The sequence below is a fragment of the Brachybacterium sp. AOP43-C2-M15 genome, assembly GCF_052446295.1.
Taxonomy (GTDB): domain Bacteria; phylum Actinomycetota; class Actinomycetes; order Actinomycetales; family Dermabacteraceae; genus Brachybacterium.
Window position 1 is genome coordinate 25,843 of record NZ_JBQSWB010000017.1, and the last position, 20,920, is coordinate 46,762.

16 protein-coding genes and 1 pseudogene are annotated in these 20,920 nt (G+C 72.3%); 11 read left to right on the forward strand and 6 right to left on the reverse strand.

Going from position 1 to position 20,920, the window contains the following annotated elements:
• Positions 1 to 32 precede the first annotated feature (32 nt).
• The 5 genes from ACT3SP_RS15850 to ACT3SP_RS15870 all read left to right on the forward strand — a co-directional run bounded on the left by ACT3SP_RS15850 (position 33) and on the right by ACT3SP_RS15870 (position 5,659).
• Positions 33 to 1,226 (forward strand): calcium:proton antiporter, encoded by a 1,194-nt coding sequence (locus ACT3SP_RS15850; RefSeq protein WP_444588270.1) that lies wholly within the window; start codon positions 33 to 35, stop codon positions 1,224 to 1,226.
• 76 nt (positions 1,227 to 1,302) lie between these two features.
• Positions 1,303 to 2,052 (forward strand): dienelactone hydrolase family protein, encoded by a 750-nt coding sequence (locus ACT3SP_RS15855; RefSeq protein WP_444588271.1) that lies wholly within the window; start codon positions 1,303 to 1,305, stop codon positions 2,050 to 2,052.
• Between the two features lie 372 nt (positions 2,053 to 2,424).
• Positions 2,425 to 3,723 (forward strand): quaternary amine ABC transporter ATP-binding protein, encoded by a 1,299-nt coding sequence (locus ACT3SP_RS15860; RefSeq protein ID WP_444588272.1) that lies wholly within the window; start codon positions 2,425 to 2,427, stop codon positions 3,721 to 3,723.
• A complete protein-coding gene (locus tag ACT3SP_RS15865; RefSeq protein WP_444588273.1) occupies positions 3,720 to 4,631 on the forward strand; it encodes an ABC transporter permease in 912 nt (303 codons plus the stop codon). The genes ACT3SP_RS15860 and ACT3SP_RS15865 overlap by 4 nt, the downstream gene beginning before the upstream one ends.
• Before the next feature lie 59 nt (positions 4,632 to 4,690).
• Positions 4,691 to 5,659: a glycine betaine ABC transporter substrate-binding protein gene (locus tag ACT3SP_RS15870; RefSeq protein WP_444588274.1), complete on the forward strand. Its 969-nt coding sequence runs from the start codon at positions 4,691 to 4,693 to the stop codon at positions 5,657 to 5,659.
• Between the two features lie 159 nt (positions 5,660 to 5,818).
• On the opposite strand, the gene ACT3SP_RS15875 is transcribed toward ACT3SP_RS15870, so the two are convergent.
• Together ACT3SP_RS15875 and ACT3SP_RS15880 are read right to left on the reverse strand one after the other, a co-directional pair.
• On the reverse strand, positions 5,819 to 6,919 hold the full coding sequence (locus tag ACT3SP_RS15875) for a Gfo/Idh/MocA family protein (RefSeq protein WP_444588275.1): 1,101 nt from the start codon (positions 6,917 to 6,919) through the stop codon (positions 5,819 to 5,821).
• Positions 6,916 to 8,316, reverse strand: coding sequence for an ROK family protein (locus ACT3SP_RS15880; protein ID WP_444588276.1), 1,401 nt, complete (start codon positions 8,314 to 8,316; stop codon positions 6,916 to 6,918). The genes ACT3SP_RS15875 and ACT3SP_RS15880 overlap by 4 nt, the downstream gene beginning before the upstream one ends.
• A gap of 109 nt (positions 8,317 to 8,425) precedes the next feature.
• Between ACT3SP_RS15880 and ACT3SP_RS15885 the strand changes: the two genes are divergently transcribed.
• From ACT3SP_RS15885 to ACT3SP_RS15900, 4 genes are all read left to right on the forward strand, one after another.
• The gene (locus ACT3SP_RS15885; protein ID WP_444588277.1) at positions 8,426 to 9,700 is read left to right on the forward strand and encodes an ABC transporter substrate-binding protein; all 1,275 of its coding nucleotides are present in this window, start codon (positions 8,426 to 8,428) and stop codon (positions 9,698 to 9,700) included.
• A 49-nt stretch (positions 9,701 to 9,749) separates the two neighbouring features.
• Positions 9,750 to 10,688 carry a carbohydrate ABC transporter permease gene (locus tag ACT3SP_RS15890; RefSeq protein ID WP_444588278.1) on the forward strand — a complete coding sequence of 313 codons (939 nt, stop codon included), beginning with the start codon at positions 9,750 to 9,752 and terminating at the stop codon, positions 10,686 to 10,688.
• The gene (locus tag ACT3SP_RS15895; RefSeq protein ID WP_444588279.1) at positions 10,685 to 11,617 is read left to right on the forward strand and encodes a carbohydrate ABC transporter permease; all 933 of its coding nucleotides are present in this window, start codon (positions 10,685 to 10,687) and stop codon (positions 11,615 to 11,617) included. The genes ACT3SP_RS15890 and ACT3SP_RS15895 overlap by 4 nt, the downstream gene beginning before the upstream one ends.
• 182 nt (positions 11,618 to 11,799) lie before the next feature.
• Positions 11,800 to 13,503 carry a glycoside hydrolase family 13 protein gene (locus tag ACT3SP_RS15900; protein WP_444588280.1) on the forward strand — a complete coding sequence of 568 codons (1,704 nt, stop codon included), beginning with the start codon at positions 11,800 to 11,802 and terminating at the stop codon, positions 13,501 to 13,503.
• 578 nt (positions 13,504 to 14,081) lie between these two features.
• Here ACT3SP_RS15900 and ACT3SP_RS15905 read toward each other — a convergent pair.
• Both ACT3SP_RS15905 and ACT3SP_RS15910 read right to left on the reverse strand, forming a co-directional pair.
• Positions 14,082 to 15,380, reverse strand: a pseudogene (locus tag ACT3SP_RS15905) (HNH endonuclease); the annotation flags it as partial.
• A gap of 466 nt (positions 15,381 to 15,846) precedes the next feature.
• On the reverse strand, positions 15,847 to 17,433 hold the full coding sequence (locus ACT3SP_RS15910; RefSeq protein WP_444588281.1) for an FGGY family carbohydrate kinase: 1,587 nt from the start codon (positions 17,431 to 17,433) through the stop codon (positions 15,847 to 15,849).
• A 193-nt stretch (positions 17,434 to 17,626) separates the two neighbouring features.
• Here ACT3SP_RS15910 and ACT3SP_RS15915 point away from each other — a divergent pair, with 193 nt between their 5' ends.
• Together ACT3SP_RS15915 and ACT3SP_RS15920 are read left to right on the forward strand one after the other, a co-directional pair.
• On the forward strand, positions 17,627 to 18,088 hold the full coding sequence (locus ACT3SP_RS15915) for a VOC family protein (RefSeq protein ID WP_444588282.1): 462 nt from the start codon (positions 17,627 to 17,629) through the stop codon (positions 18,086 to 18,088).
• A 161-nt stretch (positions 18,089 to 18,249) separates the two neighbouring features.
• Complete coding sequence (locus tag ACT3SP_RS15920) at positions 18,250 to 18,465, forward strand: hypothetical protein (RefSeq protein ID WP_444588283.1); 216 nt, start codon at positions 18,250 to 18,252, stop codon at positions 18,463 to 18,465.
• Between the two features lie 53 nt (positions 18,466 to 18,518).
• Here ACT3SP_RS15920 and ACT3SP_RS15925 read toward each other — a convergent pair whose 3' ends face one another.
• Together ACT3SP_RS15925 and ACT3SP_RS15930 are read right to left on the reverse strand one after the other, a co-directional pair.
• Positions 18,519 to 19,772 (reverse strand): Mur ligase family protein, encoded by a 1,254-nt coding sequence (locus ACT3SP_RS15925; protein WP_444588284.1) that lies wholly within the window; start codon positions 19,770 to 19,772, stop codon positions 18,519 to 18,521.
• Positions 19,773 to 19,893: 121 nt separating this feature from the next.
• Positions 19,894 to 20,823: an aminoglycoside phosphotransferase family protein gene (locus ACT3SP_RS15930; protein ID WP_444588285.1), complete on the reverse strand. Its 930-nt coding sequence runs from the start codon at positions 20,821 to 20,823 to the stop codon at positions 19,894 to 19,896.
• Between the last annotated feature and the right edge of the window lie 97 nt (positions 20,824 to 20,920).

Genomic DNA, 20,920 nt, shown 5'->3' on the forward strand with positions numbered 1-20,920 from the left:
CCGCGACGAGGACGGCCTCGACGGAGGACCCCATGTCGTCGCACTCCCCCACCACCCCCACCGACAGCGCCCTCACCGGTCGCGATCTGGCCCGCACCGTCCTGACCCGAGGCGTGGTCGGACGACTCGTGCTGGGCTGGAGCTCGGTCCTCGCGCTCCTGCTCGCGGCTCCCCTGCTCCAGGCTCCGCTGCCCGCGCCCGTCCTTGCTCTCGTGCTGGCCGCGATCGTCGCGGTGATCGTGGTGGCGGCGGGCGGCGTGGTCCAGCAGGCCGAAGCGCTCGCCCGGCGCCTGGGCGACCCCTACGGCACCCTCGTGCTGACCCTCTCGATCGTGGTGATCGAGGTGGTGCTGATCGCCGCGGTGATGCTGGGGCCGGGCGAGCACGCCACCATCGCCCGGGACTCCGTGATGGCGGTGTCGATGATCATCATGAACCTCGCCCTCGGCCTCTGCCTGCTGGTGGGCGGGCTGCGGCACGGCGGTCTCGCCGCCAACCGGACCGGGACCTCGGCCTATCTGGTGATGCTGGCCGTGCTCGGGGCCCTCGCCGTCGCGATGCCGGCGCTGATCGGCGAGGGCGGCGGCTACACCGCGGTCCAGGCCCTCGTGGTGGGCGGCATGACGGTGCTGCTCTACGCGTTCTTCCTCTGGCGCCAGACCGGCGCCCAGGCCGCGGACTTCCAGGAGCTCGCAGGCTCCCCGGCTCCCACCGCACGGACCGCCGCCGCCCCGGCCGAGAGCGCCCCGCTGCGGGTCACCCTCGCCGTCCACCGCGCCGAGCTGCTGCTGCGCACGGGGCTGCTCATCGCGACGGTGCTGCCGATCGTGCTGCTGTCCCACGACATGGCCGATCTGCTCGACGACGGCCTGGCCCGTCTCGGTGCCCCGGTCGCGCTGGGCGGCGTGCTGATCGCGATGATCGTCTTCACGCCCGAGTCGCTGACCGCGCTGCGGGCGGCGCGCGGCGGGGAGATCCAGCGGGTGGTGAACCTGTGCCACGGGGCGCTGGTCTCGACGTTCGCCCTGACCATCCCGACGGTGCTGGTGATCGGCCTGCTCACGGGACGCACGGTGGTGCTCGCCGAGTCCCCGGCGAACCTCGTGCTGCTGGGCGCGACCCTCGCGGTCTCCGCCGTCTCGGCGTCCGCGCCGCGGGCCACCGCGATCCACGGCGCCGTGCATCTGCTGCTGTTCGGGGTGTACGCGCTGGTCCTGTTCTCCTGAGCGCTCTCCCGAGCGATCCCACGGGCCCTCGGCCGGACCGCGACGGCGCGGGCCCCGCTCGCGGTAGGGTCGCGGCGTGAGTGCGACGACGCTTCCGATCCCGACCGACGCCGGCGACCTGCCCGGGCTGCTGTGGCTGCCCGAGGACCGCGACGAGCCCGTTCCCGGTCTCGTGGTGCTGCAGGAGATCTTCGGCCTCTCCGAGTACGTGCAGCAGCGCTGCGCGGATCTCGCCGCGCTCGGCTGCGCGGTGCTCGCCCCGCAGCTGTTCGCCCGCCTGGACCCGCCGGTGGCGGGGATCGAGGACGGCGACGACGTCGAGGCCTGGCTCGCCGAGGGCATGGAGCTGACCTCTCGCCTGCCCTGGGAGAGGGCGGAGGCCGACGCGATCGCGGCGCTCGGCGCGCTGCGGGCGCACGGAGCGGTCGACCAGGAGCGGGTGGGTCTGCTGGGGTTCTGCTACGGGGGCGGGCTCGCCGTCGCGGCGGCCGCCTCCGCCGAGGAGGAGGACCGCCCGCCGTCGGCCCTGATCAGCTACTACGGCTCCGCGCTCCCGACGCTGCTGGAGCGCGCCGCGCGGGTGGAGGTGCCGAGCCTGCACCATTTCGGCACCGCCGACGCCTTCATCCCCTCGCAGACGGTCGAGGAGATCCGGGAGGCCGTCACCGCGGGCGGGACCCGCGAGCAGGTGCGCTTCGAGCTCCACGAGGGCGCGGGGCATGCCTTCGACAATCCGCATCCCGCCCTGCACCATGCCGCGGCCTCGGAGGCGGCCTGGCGTCTGACCGCCGGATTCCTCGCCGAGACGCTGTTCCCGCGGAGCTGAGCCGGCCCCGGTCCTCAGGGCGACGGACGGCTCGCAGCAGGCCGCCGCACCCGGGAACACACACGTCATCGAAATGTTACGTCCGGATTGTCGGACAGCCGGGACGACCGTGCGCGCAGGACCCCGACGTCCGGCATCACTGCAGGCCACTCCTCGAATTCCGAGCCTCTCGGTCGGCCTGCGTCGGCCCCTCCTCCCCTCCTCGGCGCCTCTCCGGACGGCCTGAAGCCGGTGCTCGCGGGCACAATCACCAGCCGTTCGCGCCTACGATTCGGAGAGATGCCGTCTCGGATCGGCGCCTCGGACCGGGGACCTCCGAGCACCGACGACTCGTCATCCGCACGCCATCCGTCCGTCGTCGAAGGAGCCCGAGTGCCGCCAGTGATCAGCGCGGAAGGCCTGTACAAGGTCTTCGGGAAGCGTCCCGAACGAGGAGTGGAAGCACTCCGTCAGGGTCGCACCAGAGAAGAGCTGCGCGACGAGGGACTCACCGCCGCCGTCATCGATGCCGGATTCAGCGTCGAGGCCGGCGAGATCTTCGTGGTGATGGGGCTCTCCGGCTCCGGCAAGTCGACTCTGATCCGCATGGTCAACGGCCTGCTGCCCGCGACCGACGGTGAGCTGCGGATCGGCGAGGACGTGCTGTCCGCCATGGGGCCGGCCAAGGTGCGCGAGGTGCGCCGGCGGCGGATCTCGATGGTCTTCCAGCACTTCGCCCTGCTCCCCCACCGCACCGTCGGCGAGAACGCCGCCTACGGCCTCACGATCAGCGGCATGAACCGCAGCGATCGCGAGGCCCGGGCCGCCGAGGCGCTGAAGATGGTGGGGCTCGAGGGCTGGGGCGGGTACCGTCCGGGCGACCTCTCGGGCGGCATGCAGCAGCGCGTGGGCCTGGCCCGCGCGCTCGCCGCGGACACCGACGTGCTGCTGATGGACGAGGCCTTCAGCGCCCTGGACCCGCTGATCCGCCGCGACATGCAGGATCAGCTGGTGGACCTCCAGCAGCACCTGGACAAGACGATCCTGTTCATCACCCACGACCTCAACGAGGCGATGCGCCTCGGCGACCGTATCGCGATGATGCGCGACGGGCGGATCGTGCAGATCGGGACCTCGGACGAGATCCTCAACGAGCCGGCCAACGACTACGTGGCCAGCTTCATCAAGGACGTGGACCGCTCCCGCGTGCTCACCGCGAGCTCGGTCATGGAGCACCCGTCGCAGACCCTCGGCGGCGAGCAGGGGCCCCGCACCGCGCACAAGCTGCTGCGCGAGACGCAGAACCCCTGGCTCATCGTGCTCAAGCGCGACCGCACCCCGATGGGCGTGCTGTGGGAGGACGACGTCGCGGAGGCCGTGAGCGCGGGCCGCGACGACCTGCCCTGGTCCGCCGTCCACGAGATGCCCGTCGTCGCGCACGACACCCCGATCGCGGAGCTCTTCACCCTCTCGGCGCAGCATCTCAGCCCGCTGGTGGTGGTCGACGAGGACGGTCGCTTCGCCGGCGTGGTCCCCCGGGTCACGCTCCTCACCGCCGCCGGGGTGGGCCTCGGCGAGCACGAGCCCGACGCCCCGTCGGGCAGTCCGGATCCCGGGCTCCCGGACCATCCCGACCCCGGCCCCGACTCCGCAGATCTCCGCTCCACCGACGTCCTGGGAGGTGACCGATGACCCCGCAGGACGAGTCCCTCATCCCCCGCATCCCGGTCGGCGAGTGGGCCGACGGCGCCATCGACTGGCTGAAGGCGAACCTCTCCTGGCTGTTCGACGCCTTCCGCACGGTGATGAACTTCCTGGTCGACAACCTCACGGATCTGCTGCTGATCGTGCCCGCGCTGGTCGCGATCCCGATCCTCGCCCTGATCGCGCTGACGCTGCGCTCCTGGAAGCTCGCCGTGGGCACGGTGATCAGCTTCGTCCTCGTGCTCTCCATGGACCAGTGGGAGACCATGATGCAGACGATGGCGCTGGTGCTGGTCGCCACCGCCTTCGCCGTGCTCATCGCAGTGCCGCTGGGCGTCCTCGCCTCCGTCAACAGCACGGTGAGCGCGATCGTCAAACCCGTCATGGACTTCATGCAGACGATGCCCGCCTTCGTCTACCTGATCCCGGCGGTCACCTTCTTCTCCATCGGCGTGGTCCCCGGCATCTTCGCGACCATCATCTTCGCGCTCCCCCCGGGCGTACGGATGACCGAGCTGGGCATCCGCCAGGTGGACTCCGAGACCGTCGAGGCCGGCGAGGCCTTCGGCGCGACCCCCTGGCAGATCCTCCGCGGCATCCAGCTGCCGCTGGCCGTCCCGACCATCATGGCGGGCGTCAACCAGGTCATCATGCTCGCCCTGTCCATGGCCGTGGTCGCCGGCATGGTGGGCGCCGACGGCCTGGGCAAGGAGGTCGTGCAGGCGATCTCGACCCAGAACCTGGCGCTCGGCGTCGAGGCCGGGCTCAGCGTGGTCGTGCTGGCCGTCTTCCTCGACCGCCTCACCGCGGCCCTCGGCAACCCCGGCGAATACCGGACCTCGCTGATCGCCCTGGGTCAGCGAGCGATCGCCCAGCGCGCCACCACGACGGTCTGATCCGGCAGCACCAGCACGACCGACCGCCCGATGATCACCCCACGAAAGGAACACTGATCATGACGACACGACGAGATCCCTTCGCACCCCGACCCTTCGGCGCCCGCCCCGCGGCCCGCCGCCCGGTCTCCCGTCGCACCGCCCTGCTGGGCGGAGCCGGCCTGATGGGCATGGGCCTGGCCGCCTGCGGGTCCGACGGCGGCGAGGGCGGCGGCGACGACGGCGGCGAGGGCGGCGGCGAGACCATCACCCTCGGCTACATCCCGTCGTGGACCGACGGCCTGTCGACCGCCTACCTGCTCGACAACCGCCTCACCGCCATGGGCTACTCGGTCGAGCACGAGACCATCACCGAGGCCGGCGTGCTGTACGCGGGCCTCGCCCAGGGCGACGTGGACATCTTCCCCTCGGCCTGGCCCGAGGTCACCCACGCCTCCTACATGGAGCAGTACGGCGACTCCATCGAGGACCTCGTCGCCTACTACGAGGGCGCGGTGCTGAACCTCGCCGTCCCCGAGTACGTCGACATCACCTCGATCGAGGACCTGGTGGGCCAGGCCGACCGCTTCGGCGGCCGCATCGTCGGCATCGAGCCGGGCGCCGGCCTGACCGAGGCCACCCAGGACAGCGTCATCCCCGGGTACGGGCTCGACGACTACGAGCTGATCACCTCCTCCACCCCGGCGATGATCACGGAGCTGGAGAACGCGATCGACGCCGAGGAGGACATCGTCGTCACGCTGTGGACCCCGTTCTGGGCCATGCCCGCCTACTCGATGAAGGCGCTCGAGGACCCCGAGGGCCACTTCGGCGAGCCCGAGTCCCTGCACCACCTGGGACGCCAGGGCTTCGCGGAGGACTTCCCCGACGCGGCCGAGTGGCTCGCCGGCGCGACCCTGACCGACGAGGAGTTCGGCTCGCTCGAGGACATGGTCGTCAACGAGTTCGGGGAGGGCCAGGAGGCCGAGGCCGTCGAGGCCTGGCTCGAGGAGAACCCCGACGTGCTGCCGCCCGTCGAGGGCGAGTGACTCGAGGGCCTGTGACTCGAAGGCCAGTGACGCGAGGGCGAATCACCGCCCCCGGGTCCTGAGCAGGTACGGAGGGCGGGCCGGTCGCGACAGTGTCGCGGCCGGCCCGCCCTCTGCTCTTGCCGGTGCTCCCGCCGGCGCTCCGGCCGGCGCCGGGGCTCAGCTCCCGACCCGCACCTCTCCGCCGGTCCTCGCCGAGGCGTAGCAGGCGTCGAGGACCCGTGCGCGGCGCAGCGCGAGGGAGCCGTCGTGCGGGGTCCAGTCCTCGGAGCGGACCTTCTGCAGGAACTGGGCCACGGCCCCGGCGTGACGGCCGTCCTCGCCGACCTCCGGCTGCAGCTCGGCCGGGATCCCGGCGACCTCGGTCCACACGGTGATCCTGTCGCTGCCCGGGGCACCGCCCCACTCGATGGTGGCGCCGCCGTCGGCCCCGTAGAGGGTGACGTAGCAGAGGTCGTGCGGGATCCACTGCGCCCAGCTGGACTCGAGCAGCAGCGTGCCGCCGCCGTCGAGCCGCAGGAAGGCGGTGGCGAGGTCCTCGACCTCGAAGGGCACCCCCTCCTCGACCTGGGAGATGCCGAAGCCGGAGCCGCCGCGGCCCAGGGGGCCGAACTCGGCGTGGGTGGAGGCGGAGGCGGCGGTGACCTCGGGCTCGTCCAGCAGGTGCAGGGCCATGTCGAGCATGTGGATGCCGATGTCCATCATCGCGCCGCCGCCCGAGCTCGCCGCCTTGGTGAACCAGGTGCCGAGGCCGGGGATGCCCTGTCGGCGGATCCAGCCGGCCTTGGCGTAGTACAGCTTCCCGAGCACACCGGAGTCGACCACGGCCCGCAGGGCCGTCACGTCGCCGCGCTGTCGGTGGTTGAAGGACACGTCCAGCACGCGACCGGCCCGTCGGGCGGCATCGACCATCCCGGCCGCGGCCTCGCCGGTCTCGGCCATCGGCTTCTCGGTGAGCACGTGCAGCCCCGCCTCGAGGGCGGCGGTCGCCATCGGCGCGTGCAGGAAGGTGGGCGTGGCGATGGAGACGAGGTCGAGCTCGGCCTCGTCGAGCATCTGCTGCCAGTCCCGGTAGCGGCCGGGCACCTCGTGCTCGTCGCCGAACCGTGCCAGCAGGTGCTCCTCCATCGCGGAGATCGCGACCAGGTCGACGGCGGGATCGGCGGCGTAGGCGGCCACGTGCTGCTGGCCGGCCCAGCCCAGGCCGATCACGCCGGCGCGCAGCCTGCGCTGCCCGCCCTCCGGTGCTGCTGAGGTCATGATGCGTACGTCCCTTCGTTCAGTGGGTGGGGGTCGTTCGGTGGGTGGGGATCGGTTCTCGGAGCCGGGGCCAGCAGCCCCAGCGGGTCCTCGCGCAGACGGGTCAGGGCGAGCTCGAGCGCTCCCTGCACCACCACGTCACGGCCGAGCGCGCTGGCGCGCAGCTGCGGATGAGGCGGGGAGATGATCTGCCTCAGCACGGTGCGGGAGTGCGCGAGGACCGGCTCGATGGCGTCCGCGATCGCGCCCGCGACGACCACCGCCTCGACACCGAGCAGGCTGGAGAGGATCGCGGCGATGCGCGCCAGGCGCTCCCCGATGCGCTCGAGCACCGATCGCGCGAGCGGGTCGCCCTCCCGGGCGGCGGCGAACACGTCGATCGCGGTGAGCTCCCCGGAGGGAATGTCGGCGAGGGCGGGCGAGGACTCCCCCGCCGCGAGCGCCTCGAGGGTCCAGCGGCGGGCGAGGGCGGCGACGCCGTCGGCGCCCCGCGAATCGGCGAGCATGCCGTCGAGGAAGCGCATCTCGCCCGCGCCGCCGTCGGCGCCGCGCAGCAGGTGGCCGTCCACGACGAGCCCGGCGCCGAAGCGCTCGCCCATCAGGAGGGTCGCGAGGTGATCGGCTCCCGCCGCCTGCTCCGCAGGTCCGTGCGCGGAGGCATCTGCGGGGCCGCCCGCAGGTCCGTGCGCGGAGGCATCTGCGGGGCCGCCCGCAGGTCCGTGCGCTCGTCCTGCCGCCGCCTCCGCGTGGGCGCGCTCGGCGAGGACGGCGAGGTTCGCGTCGTTCTCGACGAGGACCGTGCCCTCGAGGGCGTCGACGAGGCCGGGGTTCATGGCGGGCCAGTAGCCCTTGTCACCGATCGGCGAGCGGCCGGCGGCGTCGACCGGGGCGGGGACGCCCACGACGGTGAGCAGCCGCGGGCGGTCGAGCGCCCCGGCGTGGTCGAGGACCTCGTCGATCAGGGCCCGCACCGCCTCGACCCTCTCCTCCGCGGCCGCGGCACCGGCCTCCACGTCGACCCCGTCGAGCTCGCCGCCCGCGGCGCTGCGGGCGGCGGCCAGCTCGTGGCCGCGCAGGTCCGCCGCGCGGGCGGTGAGGGTGTGCTGGCCGGCGTCGACACCGACCAGCACGGCGGCGTCGGCGCGCAGGGCGAAGTGCCGGGCGGGGCGTCCCCGTGACGGGGCGCCGTCCCGGCCGGCAGTGACCTCGTGGAGCCATCCGACCTGCTCGAGCTCGGTGCACACGCCGAGCACGGTGGCACGGGTCAGCCCGGTGGCGGCCATCGCGTCGGCCGCTGTGAAGCTCTCCGCGCGCAGCGCGTGCTGCATGACCGCCTGCCGATTGGCGCGGCGCATCAGCTGGGGCGAGCTGGCGCCGCGGTCCTGGGCTGTTGACATGCCGGGCACACCCCCTCCATACTTCCGATAGACCGTAAATATAACGCCTGATGTATCTATGGTCGCATCTATCCCGCGTGCTTGCATCCCCTTCGCGAAGGAGACGACGATGTCATCCTCGACCGTCCGTCACGCCCGGCCCAGCCGCCGCGGCCTGCTGGTCGGAGCCGGTTCGGCCCTGGCGGCCGCCGCCCTGCCCGCCTGCTCCGCGGCGAGCGGGGCCTCCCAGCTGACCCTCTACCAGTCCAAGCCCGAGGCGATCCCCTACTTCTCGCAGCTGTCGGCGGAGTTCGCCCTCTCCCAGGACCGCTTCTCGGTCCAGCACGACATCGCCACGAACCTCTCGGCAAGCTTCGTGCGCAACAATCCGCCGGATCTCGGCTGCCTGAACTACAACCTCGAGATGGGGCGCTTCATGGAGCGGGGCGCGCTCGCGGACCTCTCCGACCTCCCCGAGGCCGGCCGCATCCGCGACGACGTCGCCGAGCTGGCCGACTGGTACCCGACCTACGAGGGCCGCACCAGCGTGCTGCCCTACTCCGTCACCGCGGCGTCGGTGATCTACAACCGGCGGATCTTCGAGGAGCACGGGCTCGAGGTCCCCACCACCTGGGACGAGTTCCTGGCCGTGTGCGAGACGCTGCAGGGCGCGGACGTCACCCCGATCTACGGGACCTTCCTGGACCCGTGGACCATCGCGCAGGGACTCTTCGACTACACCGTGGGCGGCCTGGTGGACGTCCGCGACTTCTACCAGAAGATGAACGAGATCGGCGAGGACGTCGGCCCCGACTCGGAGGTCTCCTTCCGCGGCACCCTGCTCGAGCCCGTCCAGCGCATGCTCGAGCTGGTGCCCTTCGTCAACCGCGATGCGCACAACCGCGCCTACGGCGACGGCAACACCGCCTTCGCCCAGGAGCAGGCCGCGATGTACTTCCAGGGCCCCTGGGCCTTCGGGGAGATCGCGAAGGCCGGGACGGACCTGGACCTGGGCACCTTCCCCCTGCCGATGACCGACGACCCCGCCGACCTCAAGGTGCGCGTCAACATCGACCTGTCCCTGTGGGTGCCCGAGGCCGCGAACGAGCAGGAGGGGGCGCGCGAGTTCGCGCAGTTCCTCATGCGGCCCGAGATCCAGAACGCCTACAACGAGGAGTTCCTGGCCTTCGGCACCACCGACGACGCCCCGCCGGTGAGCGACGACCGCATCGCGGAGATGCAGGGCTACTACGACGAGGGCCGCTTCTACATGGGCGCCTCGCAGTTCATCCCCAACTCGATCCCGGCGCAGAACTACCTGCAGGCGATCGTGGGCGGCTCCGATCCCGAGCAGCTCCTTGCCCGCATGGACGCGGACTGGGCGCGACTCGCCTACCGGGAATGAGCAGCCCCATGGAACGACGGACCCCCACCCCCACGGACAAGGAGTGACGATGTCGACGACGACACCGACCCGACCGCCGTCGGGCAGTGCCGCGGCAGGAGAAGCGACCCACCCGGTCTCCCGCCAGCACCGCACCGATCCCCTCTACTACCTGTTCCTCTTCCCCTCCCTGACGCTGTTCACCGCGGCGGTCACCGTCCCCGCGCTGCTGGGCTTCGCGTACAGCTTCACCAACTCCATCGGCTTCGGCGACTGGGAGTTCATCGGGCTGCGCAACTACGTCGCGATGTTCCAGGACGAAGGGATCCTCGGCTCCTACGGCTTCACGCTCGGGTTCTCCCTGGTCACCGTGCTGGTCGTGAACGTGATCGCCTTCGCGCTCGCCCTCGGACTGACCTCGCGGATCCGCTTCACCACGGCGCTGCGCACGATCTACGTCATCCCGATGGTCATCTCCGGCATCGTCATCGCCTTCGTGTTCCAGTACCTGTTCGCGAACACCGTGCCCGGAATGGGGCAGGCGCTCGGCTCGGACGTGCTGTCCTCCTCGATCCTCGCCGATCCGGACTGGGCCTGGCTGTCGATCGTGTTCGTCACGGCCTGGCAGTCGATCCCGGGCACGATGCTCATCTACATCGCCGGCCTGGTCACGATCCCCGGGGACGTGTACGAGGCCGGGGAGATCGACGGCGCCACGGGGTGGCAGAGCCTGCTCCACATCACCCTTCCGCTGGTCTCCGGGTTCGTGGTCATCAACACGATCCTGGGGTTCAAGAACTACCTCAACGCCTACGACATCATCGTCGGCCTGACCGACGGCGGTCCGGGTGTGGCGACCCGCTCCGTGGCGATGTCGATCTTCCGCGGCTTCGAGGGCGGCGACTACGCCTATCAGATGGCCAACGCGATGATCTTCTTCCTGATCTCGATCCTCATCGCACTCCTCCAGCTCCGCGTGACCCGAGGAAGGACGTCGTTCGGATCATGAGCACCTCATCCACCGCCCCCACCCCGTCCACCACCGAACCGTCCGGCGCCGGCCGCCCCACCGCCGCTGCGGCGACCCCGACCCGTCGGCGCCGCCGCGCGAAGGTGGGCCGTGAACGCATCAACGTGCCCGCGACCGTGCTGCTCGTGATCGGCGCGCTCACCGTGCTGGTGCCCCTGTTCGTCACCGTGAACATGTCGCTGAAGACCACCTCCCAGGCGGTCGACGGCAACGCCTTCGCGCTCCCCTCGCCGGTGACCATCGAGGGGTTCGTCGAGGCCTGGAACCTCACGAACTTCCCGCGCGGCTTCGCGATCTCGATCTTCATCACCGTCATCGCGGTGACGGGCGAGATCATCATCTCCGCCCTCGCGGCCTTCGCGATCGTGCGCAACTGGGACAGGCGGCTCTTCCGCTGGTCGTTCTTCTACCTGCTCGCCGCGATGTTCATCCCGTTCCCGGTGGTGGCCCTGCCGCAGATCCAGCTGACCGGCATGCTCGGACTCGACAACCCGCTCGGGGTCGCGATCCTGCACATCGCCTTCGCGCTCGCCTTCAACACGATGCTGTTCACGGCCTTCCTGCGCACCATCCCCCTCGAGCTCGAGGAGTCCATGCGCATGGACGGGGCGGGCACCTGGGGCGTGTTCTGGCGGCTGATCCTGCCGCTGCTGGGTCCGATGTGCGCGACCGTGGGCATCTTCGCCTTCATCTCGACCTGGAACGACTTCATGATGCCCTCGCTGATCATCTCCGATCCGACGCTGCAGACCATCCCGGTGCTGCAGAGCATGTTCCAGACCCAGTTCAGCAACAGCTACAACATCGCCTTCGCCTCGTACCTGATGGCGATGGCCCCGGCGATCATCGTGTACCTGTTCGCACAGCGCTGGGTGATGTCCGGCCTGACCCAGGGCGCGATCAAGTAGAGTCCGGCCCGCCGTCGCCCCTCTCGCGACGCGGTCGCCACCCCGCCGGCGGCCGCTCGGCGGTCGCCATCCCGTCGGCCGCCGCCCCTCGGCGGTCGCCATCCGGTCGGCCGCCGCCCCTCGGCGGTCGCGCCGAATCCGCACGACCATCCCGCTACCGAGAACCCGGAGGTTCCTCGACCGTGACCACTGCTTCCCTGACCGCTCCCGCCGCCCTGCAGGCAGACGCCGACTGGTGGCGACAGGCCGCCGTCTACCAGATCTACCCGCGCTCCTTCGCGGACGGCAACGGCGACGGCATCGGCGATCTGCGCGGCATCATCTCCCGTGTCCCCTATCTGCAGCAGCTGGGGGTCGATGCGGTGTGGCTGAGCCCGTTCTATCCCTCGGCGCTGGCCGACGGCGGCTACGACGTGGACGACTACCGCGACGTGGATCCGAAGATCGGCACCCTCGCGGAGTTCGACGAGATGGTCGCCGCGCTGCACGGCGCGGGGATCCGCCTGATCGTCGACGTGGTGCCGAACCATTCCTCGGACCGTCACGAGTGGTTCCAGGAGGCGCTGGCCTCGCCGAAGGGCTCGAACGCCCGCGAGCGGTACATCTTCCGCGACGGGCGGGGCGAGAACGGCGAGCTGCCGCCGGCGGACTGGACCTCGATCTTCTCCGGACCGGCCTGGACCCGGGTCCCGGACGGCCAGTGGTACCTGCACTCCTTCGCCACCGAGCAGCCCGACTTCAACTGGAAGCATCCGGAGGTGCACGAGGACTTCCTGCGCACCCTGGCGTTCTGGTCGGACCGCGGGGTGGACGGGTTCCGCATCGACGTGGCCCACGGCCTGGCGAAGGACCTGCCGGCCGAGCTGCCCTCGACGGCGGAGCTGAAGGAGATGCCGAAGGACGGCTCCCATCCGCTGTGGGACCGCGACGACGTGCACGAGATCTACGCCGAGTGGCGCGAGCTGTTCAACCGCTACGACCCGCCGCGGATCGCGGTGGCGGAGGCCTGGGTGGAGACCCCGGAGCGGCGGGCGAAGTACGCGAGCCCCGAAGGGCTCGGGCAGGCGTTCAACTTCGACCTCATGGAGGCGGACTTCGCGGCGGAGCACTTCCGCGACATCGTCACCGACAATCTCGCGCAGTCCGCGGTCACCGGGTCCTCGACCACCTGGGTGTTCTCGAACCACGACGGCATCCGCCATGCCACCCGCTACGGCCTGCCGCCGCGGGAGGGCCGCCCGGTGAAGCAGGGCGCGGCGTGGGTGGCGGCCGGGGGCCCGGAGGACGGGATCGACCGCGAGCTCGGTCTGCGCCGCGCACGGGCGGCGACCCTGTTCGAGCTCGCGCTGCCGGGCAGCGCCTACCTGTACCAGGGCGAGGAGCTGGGACTGCACGAGGTCGCCGAGATCCCTGACGAGCAGCGGCAGGACCCGGCGTTCTGGCGCACCACGGCCGAGGACCGCGGCTTCGATGGACTGGGCCGCGACGGCTGCCGCGTGCCGCTTCCGTGGACCCGCTCCGGGTCCTCCTTCGGTTTCGGCGAGGGCGGTGCCCACCTGCCGCAGCCGGCCTGGTTCGCCGACTTCTCCGTCGAGGCGGAGGACGGCGCGGCCGGGTCGACGCTCGAGCTGTACCGGTCCGCGCTGCGACTGCGCTCCGAGCTGCAGGGCGCGGAGACGCTCGAGTGGGACGAGGAGCTCTCGGGCGGCGACGTGCTCGCCTTCGCGCGACCCGGCGGCTGGCTGAGCGTCACGAACTTCGGTGCGGAGCCGGTCGCCCTGCCGGAAGGCGAGGTGCTGCTGGCGAGCAGCCCTCTCGAGTCGGCCGACGACGGCGGTCTGCTTCTGCCGGGCGCGACGACGGCGTGGGTGCAGCGCTCGGCCTGATCGCGCAGTGAGCGAACGCCCCGGAACTGCCCCCGACGGCAGGGCCGGGGCGTTCGCCGTCGGAGCGGATCACCGTCAGAGCGCTTCACCCTCGGGGCGCTCGCCGTCGGGGGTCTTCGGTGGAGGTGCACTCCGCTCGATGCGGCACCGCTCTGGTCCTCGGGTAGCCGGATGCTGACCCAGGTGCTCCACGGTGCATCGGCCCCGCAGGCCTCGACGTCGGTGCTGCCGACGACATCGCTACCGGCGGCTCGATCGAGATCGACCTCGGCGGTGGCGGTGTCGGTGGCGGGAACGTCGACGTCAGCGGAGGTCGCGGCGTCGGTGGCAGCGGAGGCGGCGGGCGCGGACTCCGTGGCGGGCGCGGACTCCGTGGCGGGCTCAGGCTCAGAGGTGAGCTCGGGCTCCGTGGGCGGAGGCGCGACAGGTCCGAGGCTCGGCGGGGCGGTCACCACGGTGGTGCCGCCATGTCCGGTCCACGCGATCAGATGGCCCGGGATGTCCGGGTCCTCGATCCGCTCGACCCGGGCGAAGTCGTCCTCCTTCGCCGCGTTGCAGCGGGCGCACAGACCCTGCCCGTTGTCGATGCTGGTGGGTCCGCCTCGGGAGTACGGGACGATGTGGTCCATCTGCCGCACCGGCGCATTGCAGTGGGGCGCGCGGCAGATGCCGTCCCGCCAGATCAGGAAGCGACGCATGGCGGGCGGGAACTCCCGCGCGCGGGACTCGACGGCGACGAGCTCGCTCGCGCTGGGGTGGGTGAAGATCCGGCGCATCACGACGCGCATCTGCGGCCCGTCGGGGCCGTACGGATCCTGCTCCGGGTCCGTCGGCTCCGCGAGCGCATCGCGCAGCTCCTCCCGCACGGCCTCGGCCGGGATCGGGCCGTAGCCCTCGATCTGCGCCGGATCCCCGAATCCTGGGGAGAGCAGCGCGCGGTCCGTGATCATCACGCCGAGATCGAGGGTCACCGGCTCCATCCCGCCGTCGCGGCCGAGCACGGTGTCGATGAGGGAATCGGCCATCAGCGCGCTGTGTCCTTCCCGCGCGCCCTCGGCCCGTCGACGCTCCGCCTCGAGCGAGAGCCGCTTGTGCGCGAGCTTGGCGTCGAGTGCGGGCAGATGCGCACTGAGGGTCGCCATGCCGTGCTCCCCCGGGGTAAGAGTGACGTTCCGCGACGTCCGCGCAGTCCGATGCCGGCGGGCGGCACCGCCGGGATCGAGCTGCCCGATGGCCTGGGCGGCGGCGCCCTTCCACTTCTTGACGCCCGCCCCATCCATCCGCGGGAGGATCTCGTGGAGCATCTCGTCGACCTGGCGGCGCTGCAGTCCGTCGAGCGGAGCCATGGTGGAGGCCGTCGCGTAGGCGATCTGCGCTGTCACCTTTCCCCCGGCGAGAGCGCTGAGCATGCGAGGCATCGAGCCGACCAGGCGACGCGCCGCCGCGAGGCTGGTATCGGCGGCGGACGGGGCACGTCGGGTGACCAGAGAGATGTCCCTGGACGTCTTCCGATCGGCCTGCCGGATGATGCGCTCGAGAGGCGGGAGGAAGTCGTCCTCGTGCGCCGTCTCGTCCCATACGGCATGGATGTGATCCCGCCGCGTCGCTTCGGCCAACGACACCACGGCTCGCGCCTCGAGCGCGTCGAGCGAGCTGCGAGCGCCGTGGATCATGTCGAGCAGGTTCTTGTACTCGCTCCGCGGACGCGTGCTCACCTCGAACATCGACTTCGGCGAGGTGGCGATCGCGGCGAGCTGGAAGCCGACGTCCCCGATCAGCTCCGCGAGCGCGGCCGGGCCGGCCGCGTAGAGCGCGGCGAGGAGCTCCTCGGGAGCAGGCGGCTCCTGCGAGGAGGTCCGGGGCGTCGGCATCAACATGGCTCCATCCTCCCCGGCTGACCATCATTTCGAAAGCCCTTGCGAAGACTGTGGATAACTCCGTCGCTCCCGACGACCTCTCCTCCACAAACACGCAATAGTACCTCCGAACAGGTCCTGCTCCTGACCTGCAGAATGCGCTCGAGAGGATCTCTCCTCCACAACAATTGCGGTCGAAGAATGTGGATGACTCGTTCGGTGGAGGAACGGCGGCGGCCCTCGCGGCACGGCGCCGGGCAACCGCGAGGCGATGGCGGACGCGCGCATGACGTTGCGGGACGCGTGCACGACAGTGCGGGAGGCTCGCATGGCGCTGCGGGACGCACTCGGGCGTCCGATGGTCGGCGCCGTGCGCTCGAGCTCGGGACCGCGGCCCGACCCCGGGCCCGGGCTCCCCCAGCGCCCGCGCCTCAGCGCCTGCGCCTCAGCGCCCGCACTGCAGCGCCCTCACCCCAGCGCCTGAACCTCAGCACTCGCGACTCAGCGCCTGCACCTCGGCGACGGCGGTGTACAGGGCGCGGTGGGCGGGTCGCAGCGCGGCGTGGGCGGCGGCGGCCGACGGGTCGGGCGCGACGACGCGGCCCTCTCCCCGTGCGGCGAGCGGGAGGATCGAGGAGGGCAGGTCCAGGGCGTCGGCCGCGGCGATCGCACAGCCGACCAGTGCCGCGTCGGCCCCGTCGACCGCCCGCACGGGCCGCCCGATGACGTCGGCGACGATGCGCAGCCAGGGCGCGGAGGCCGCGCCGCCGCCGGTCAGCGCCAGAGGGCCGGAGCGCCCGCCTCCGTCCCGTCCCTCTCCGTCCCGCCCGCCATCAACCCGCCCGCCATCGACCCGCCCGGAGATGTCGGCATGGGCGAGGGCGTGCGCGACGCCCTCGAGGACTGCCGCGTACATGTCGATCCCGCGGGTCCGCGGACCCATGCCGACCAGGGCGCCACGCAGGTCGGCGTCACGCACGGGGTAGCGCTCCCCGAACAGGGAGGGCAGGGCGAGCAGTCCGGTCGGGCCCCGGCCGTGGAGGCGTTCACGCTCCTCGAGGAGAGCGTCGGCCTCCTCCGGGCTCGCGCCGTCGAGCAGGGACGCGCGCGCCCAGGCCGCTGCTGCACCGGCGGCCAGCAGGGCGGAGATCCTCAGCGTCGGCGGGGCGGGGGCGCCGTCCGCATCCCCGGCTCGACGCCCTCGTGCGGCCAGTGCGAGGTGGTGGGACGCGCTGTGCCGCTCCGTCTCCGTCCCCGCCAGCACGGAGGCGTGCCATCCGCTGGTGCCGAGGGAGAGGTAGGCGTCACCCGGGTCCAGCCCCACGATCCCGAGGGTCGTGGCCCCCGCGTCCCCCGGCGCGAGAACGACCGGGATCCCGGCGGGCAGTCCGAGCAGCTCGTCGGCGGCGTCATCGGTGCGCCCGACGACCTGGCCCGCACGGCGGGTCAGCGCGGGAAGCAGGGCGGGCTCGATCCCCGCCGCCTCCGCGACCGGGAGCGACCACTCCCGGGTGCGGGCGTCGAGCAGGCCGGTGGCGGCGGCCGTGGTGGAATCGCACCAGGCGCCGAGGCCGAGGCGGTGCACGAGATGGCCGGCGGGGCCGAAGAGGAGCCTGCGCACCCGCCGGGCGAGCTGGGGATCGGTCCGCGTGCGGCGCAGGAACATCGCCGCGCAGCTGGTCGCGTCCTGCTGGTTGCCGCTCACCTCGTCCCATGGAGTCCCCGCGCGCTCGAGGTGGGCATGCAGCTCCTCGGCCTCGTACCCGGCGCGGGTGTCGCTGTAGAGGACGGCGGGGAGGTCGGCACCGCCCTCGGTCTCGAGCACGAGGTCCTGCATCTGGCCGGTGAGACCGAGGGCGAGGGGGCGGCCGTGCGCGGGATGGGCGCCCAGCAGCCGGGTGATCACGGCCCGGGCGGCGCGCATCCAGTCCTGCGGTTCCTGCTCTGCACCCCCGCCGTCGAGGAGCCTGGTGGGGTAGTCGCAGCTGGCCTCGGCGATCGCGGTGCCGTCCGTGCTGATGAGCGCGCCTTTCGCGGCGGAGGTCCCGAGGTCGAGGCACAGCAGGGAGGGCATGGGATCAGGATAAACGGGCAGGACAGGCTCCGATCCGGCGGCCCGATCCGCCGACGGGCCCCGAGCACCACCCATCTCCGCGGACACGTCCTGTCCGCAGGGAAGAGCATCATCGAGGCACGGACGCCGCAGACAGCCACGACAGCCACGACAGCCACGACAGCCACGACAGCCACGACCGACGGAGGACCCCATGAGCGCCACGATCCAGATCACCTTCGACGCGCACGACCCGCGCACGCTCTCGCTGTTCTGGAAGGAGGTGCTCGGCTACGTGCATCCCGGACCGCCCGGCGTCGAGCTCGAGCCCGGCGACGATCCTCTCGCGGCGTGGGACGAGTTCCTGGCCGCGAGCGGCGTGCCCGAGGAGCGGCGCAACAGCGCCTCCGCCCTCGTGGACCCCGACGGCGAGGGGCCGCGCCTCTTCTTCCAGCAGGTCCCCGAGGACAAGGTCGCCAAGAACCGGCTGCACCTGGATGTTCGCACCGCCTCGGAGCTGCGGGACGAGGAGCGCATGGCGGCGCTCGAGGAGCGCAGCGCGCAGCTGGTCGCCCTCGGGGCGCGGCAGCTCGAGCGGCACGAGCCGGAGGCGCCGACGAGCATCGGCTTCCTCGTGATGGCGGATCCCGAGGGCAACGAGTTCTGCCTGGACTGACTGCGAGGAAGGCGATCCGTGCCGCGGCCTCCGTCGCGCGGACACGACATCGCGATCCCACCAGCACCTGTGCAGAAAATCGTCCGCACCCCTTGCGGGGATCGCTCGGGACGCGTTGAATCACTGTGGCAGTGCTCACATGATCACAAGGGGGGGATCGCATGACTGTCGACCCGAGAAGCCAGGGGTATGACCCTGACGGGGGATACGACCCCGATGGCGGATACGATCCGGACGGGGGCTACGACCCGGATGGCGGATACGACCCGGACGGGGGCTACGACCCCGACGGCGGATACGACCCCGACGGCGGATACGACCCCGACGGCGGGTACGACCCCGACGGGGGATACGACCCCGACGGCGGGTACGTCTGAGTGACCTCGCGGCGCCGCACCTGATCCGATCGGGTGCGGCGCCTCGTCATGTCTCAGGCCTCTGCGGCCTCTGCCGGCCCGGCGCCCTCCCCCAGCGCCGCCCGGATCACCTCCCGGTCGTCGTACGGCACGCGCTCGGTCCCCACCAGCTGCACCGTCTCGTCCCCCTTCCCGGCGACCAGCACGGTGTCGCCCGGCCCCGCGATCAGCAGCGCGGCGCGGACGGCGTCGGCCCGGTTCGGGATCTCCAGGCAGTCCGGGCAGCCGGAACGCACCTCGGCGCGGATCCGCTGCGGCGGCTCCCGGCGCGGGTTGTCGTCGGTCAGCACCACCACGTCCGCGAGCTCTGCGGCGATCTGCCCCATCTCGGGGCGCTTCGCCCGGTCGCGCTCCCCGCCCGCGCCGAACACCACCAGCAGCCGACCACCGGTCTCGGCGCGCATCGCCGCGAGGGCCGTGCGCAGCGCCGCGGGGTTGTGGGCCGTGTCCACCACGGCGGTGACGCCGCCCCGGCGGCCGATCGTCTCGAGCCGCCCCGGGGGCGGGCTCACGCGGGCGAGGGCCGCGGCCACGGTGCCCGGTGCCATGCCGAGGGCGATCACCGCGGTCGCGGCCAGCAGGAGATTCGTGACGGCGACGGCATGGCGCACGGGCAGCACGACCTCGAAGGACTGCGCGCCGACGAACAGCCGTCCCGGCACCCCGCCGAGGACCGCTCCCCTGTCGGCTGCTCCCCTGTCGGCTGCTCCCCTGTCGACTGCTCCCCCGTCGGCCGCGACGAAGCGGACGTCGCCGCCCTCCCCGACCGTCACCAGCCGCGCCCCTCGCCGCGCGACCTCCGCGCGGACCAGGTCACCGCGGGCGCAGTCCACGGCCATCACCGCCACCCCGTCGGCCCGGAGGTGGCGTCCGAAGAGCGAGAGCTTCGCGCCCCAGTACGACTCGAGGCTGCCGTGGACGTCGAGATGGTCGCGCTCGAGGCCCGTGCAGACGGCGACGTCCACCGGCACCCGCTCGAACAGACCGTCCTTGAGGATCCCCACGAACGCCTCGAGCGAGATCGCCTCGGCGCCCTCGCGCACCTGCCGCGCGATCATCTCGGGGAGGTAGTCCGGGGAGCGTCGCGGCCGCGCCTCGTGCAGCGTGCCGTGGACGTCGTGGATCCCGGTGGAGTCGTAGCCGGCCGCGGGCAGGCCCGCGGCCCGCAGCAGCTGCAGGGTCGCGGTCGCGACCGAGGTCTTGCCGTTGGTGCCGGTGACCGCCGTGGTGAGCGGCCGGCCGACGGGCGGGCTGACGGGATGGACCATGTGACTCCCCTGCGCACTGCGGCCGCCCCCGGGCCGCGTCTGCTCCCATCCCATCACACCGCGGGTGATGCCGAGGCGGAGCTGGAGGGCCGAGCGCGGGCGCCGAGGGGCCCGCTGCGCGTCAGTCCGACTCGTCGACGGTGAGCTCGATGACGCGCAGCAGCCGCTGGATGTCGTCGGCCCGGCCGGAGTGCTGGGACTCCCAGAACCAGGAGGCGACGAACCGGGCGAAGGAGATCGTCTCGGCCCGGTCCGGATCCGCGCCCGCGGCGTCGCAGAACGCGTCGACGACGGCACGGATCGCCTCCCGCGGCCGGGGCGCCTCCAGCACGGCGCCGAGCACGCTGCGCACGACGGTGTGGGCCTCGAACTCGACCGGTCCGCAGAGGGAGCCGGGGTCGATGGCGACCCACTCGCCGTCCGTGCGGCGCAGCACGTTCTCGAGGCTGAGGTCGGCGTGGGTCAGGGTGGTCGAGGAGTCCTCCGCGAGGTCGTCGATGATCTCCGCTGTCCGCTCCCCGGCGCCCGACGGGATCGGCAGCCCTGCCGCGACGGCGCGGACGTGCTGCGCCTGGAACGCCTCGCCCCAGGACCGGGAGGTCTCGGCCAGGCGCGGGGTGAGAGGCGGGGCGGGCACTGCGGCGATCCGCCCCGCCACCTCCCCGGCGATCCGGGCGGCCTCGACCGGATCCGGGTGCTCGATGAGGGTCCGGGCCGCGAGGCGCTCGAGCAGCAGAGCACCCTCGTCGCCGTCGGCCCGCAGCAGGTCGACCACCCCGTGACCGGCCAGGGCGGTGAGCGCGGTGGCCTCGAGCGAGGCGTCCGCGAGCGGGGAGACGAGCTTCAGCGCCGCCGGCTCACCGGAGTCCGTGCGCACCGGGAGCACGATGCTGGTGCCGCCGAAGCGCGGATCCCCGTCGGCCTCGAGCCCCCAGCGCCGACACAGGCCCGCGGCGTGCTCCGGGGCCGCGTCGAGCCACCGGGCCGTGGAGCGGTCCTGGTGGAGCAGCCGTCGACGGAAGGCACCGGGGATCTGCAGCGGGCGCGTCATCCCCGCATCATCGCAGGTGCGCCCGAAATGTCCCCGACGCCCGAGCGGCGGGGCCCCGGGCGGACCCGGAGACCCCGCCGCTCGCGGCGCGTCGCCT